Below are 2,020 nucleotides of genomic sequence, written 5' to 3' on the forward strand. Positions count from 1 at the left end.
TGAAGGTTTTGAGTTTGGCGAGCATAACTTTGTCGCGATCTCGTTCGGATAGGGCGATTTTCGGTATTTGCCCCTCCCCCGGGGTGGGCATAGGGCGAGGGACATTCTCTGGCCTGTCCAGCAGCCCCTATATTGTGGCAGAAGAAAACTTGTCCTACAAGAGGAAAGCCATTCTGCGAGACGATGTACGGCGAACATGAGGGATATATGGGGCATCTGGTATACTCAGGTTCCTGTAGAGTCTGATGATAGACACCTGATGATAGACACCCCCCTTCTTTTAGCTATGCAATTTCGCTAAAATAGTTTAGATGAGTGATCGTTATGACATTCGCTATGCCGAACAAGCGGCTGACGACATCCGTTGTCTGCGTGTATTCGATCAACGCGCGCTCCTTGATGGGATCGAACAGTACTTGGCGCATCAACCAGGGCAGGTAAGCAAGAGCCGGATCAAAGCCATGGCCCAGCCGTTTTGGAGCCATTTTCGCCTCCGTATCGGCGATTTTCGCACGTATTACGATGTGGATGAAGAGCGGCGCGCGGTCAACGTGCTTCGAGTACTCAAAAAGACCACACAACCGACGCCGGAGGAACCAACATGAAAACTGTGACTTGGACCGAAAATATGCCTTGGGAAGAGACCATACGGCAAGCAGAGCAGGAGGAGGTGCTTGTGATGCGCAATGGGCACGCCGTAGCAATGCTCGTCCCTTTCGACGACGATGATCTTGAGTGGTACGCACAGGAGCGAGACCCGCGGTTTTTGGTATCGCTCACGCGGTCTCGGCAGCAAATTCAAGAGGGCCAAACCGTCGGCCATGATGATCTGAAGAGGGAATTGGGACTCGATCTTCCTCGCTAAGATTCTGGTCGTTGAGGGCAGCGGCAATGTTTTTGCCGATCTCGACCTTCCGAATGCAGATGACCTGCAAACGAAGGCGGAACTTACTCGCCAGCTCTATCAGCGGATAAAAGTCCTCGGACTGTCGCAGATCAAGGCAGCGAAAGTACTTGGACTAAAGCAGCCTGACGTGTCCAAGCTTATGAACGGCCGGTTTTCGGGCTTTTCCGTGGAGCGGTTGCTGGAACTTCTCAATGCCTTGGCGGTGGATGTGGATATTGTTCTCCGTCCGGGAAGCACGCGCGGCGGGCACCGTGGCACCGTCAAGGTCTTGGCAACTTCGGGATGCCGAGGTTAGTTCCCATGCTGTGCATATGCCCCAAATTCGGTGGATGCCACATTTATTCCCCATGGTAACTTGTCGCACAAAGCTCATAATGCTAGAATGGCTTGCGATCAAGATTTCATTTTAGGGACTGGATCGTAGCGTTGCTTTAGGGCCTGCGTGCCCGGTTTTTGAAAATAACGTCAGTTCAGTAGTCCTGCCGATGTTCAATGACGGAGATTGAGTTCATGTTTTTTCATGTAACGCTTCAACACGCGGAAGACGACTGGGTTGTCGTCGAGTGCCCGACCCTGCCTGGGTGCGTATCTCAGGGCAAAGACGAAAAAGAGGCATTGGAGAATATCAAAGAAGCGATCACTGCTTGGCTTTGGGCCGAAGATCAGAAAGCAGTCGCTAATATCCATGCGCAACCGGTGCTGGTCGCCGTTTGAGGTCTTCTCGGATCAAAGGCTTCCGTCGCAAATTTTAAGGGCTTCCACACGGTGAGCAGGTTGGGTAACATTTCTGGCAAAGAAGCGGCCAAGGCGTTCGCAAAAGCCGGATGGCAGCCTATCGGACAAGTAGGAAGCCATCTTGTCCTTGTCATGCCTGGCATCCGAGTCAATTTATCGATACCCCAGCACAAAGAGCTATCCACGGGAACGCTTCGCGCGCTAATTCGTAACGCTGGGATGACTGTTGAGGAGTTCTTGAAGTTGCTTTAGCTCTACTTCATGCAAGAGGGGGGCCTTGGCGGTGGATGTGGATATTGTTCTCCGTCCGGGAAGCACGCGCGGCGGGCACCGTGGCACCGTCAAGGTCTTGGCAACTTCGGGATGCCGAGGTTAGTT

At 52.8% G+C, this 2,020-nt stretch carries 5 protein-coding genes; all 5 read left to right on the forward strand.

Going from position 1 to position 2,020, the window contains the following annotated elements:
* Nucleotides 1-311 precede the first annotated feature (311 nt).
* Complete coding sequence (locus WCO51_12965) at nt 312-605, forward strand: type II toxin-antitoxin system RelE/ParE family toxin (GenBank protein ID MEI6514164.1); 294 nt, start codon at nt 312-314, stop codon at nt 603-605.
* Nucleotides 602-865, forward strand: coding sequence for a hypothetical protein (locus WCO51_12970; protein MEI6514165.1), 264 nt, complete (start codon nt 602-604; stop codon nt 863-865). Before WCO51_12965 ends, WCO51_12970 begins: the two co-directional genes overlap by 4 nt.
* Before the next feature lie 4 nt (nt 866-869).
* Nucleotides 870-1,202 carry a helix-turn-helix transcriptional regulator gene (locus WCO51_12975; protein ID MEI6514166.1) on the forward strand — a complete coding sequence of 111 codons (333 nt, stop codon included), beginning with the start codon at nt 870-872 and terminating at the stop codon, nt 1,200-1,202.
* 215 nt (nt 1,203-1,417) lie between these two features.
* Nucleotides 1,418-1,621 (forward strand): type II toxin-antitoxin system HicB family antitoxin, encoded by a 204-nt coding sequence (locus WCO51_12980; protein MEI6514167.1) that lies wholly within the window; start codon nt 1,418-1,420, stop codon nt 1,619-1,621.
* Nucleotides 1,622-1,672: 51 nt separating this feature from the next.
* Nucleotides 1,673-1,894, forward strand: coding sequence for a type II toxin-antitoxin system HicA family toxin (locus WCO51_12985; GenBank protein ID MEI6514168.1), 222 nt, complete (start codon nt 1,673-1,675; stop codon nt 1,892-1,894).
* Nucleotides 1,895-2,020 lie beyond the last annotated feature (126 nt).

This window comes from bacterium (assembly GCA_037131655.1).
GTDB lineage: Bacteria > Armatimonadota > Fimbriimonadia > Fimbriimonadales > JBAXQP01 > JBAXQP01.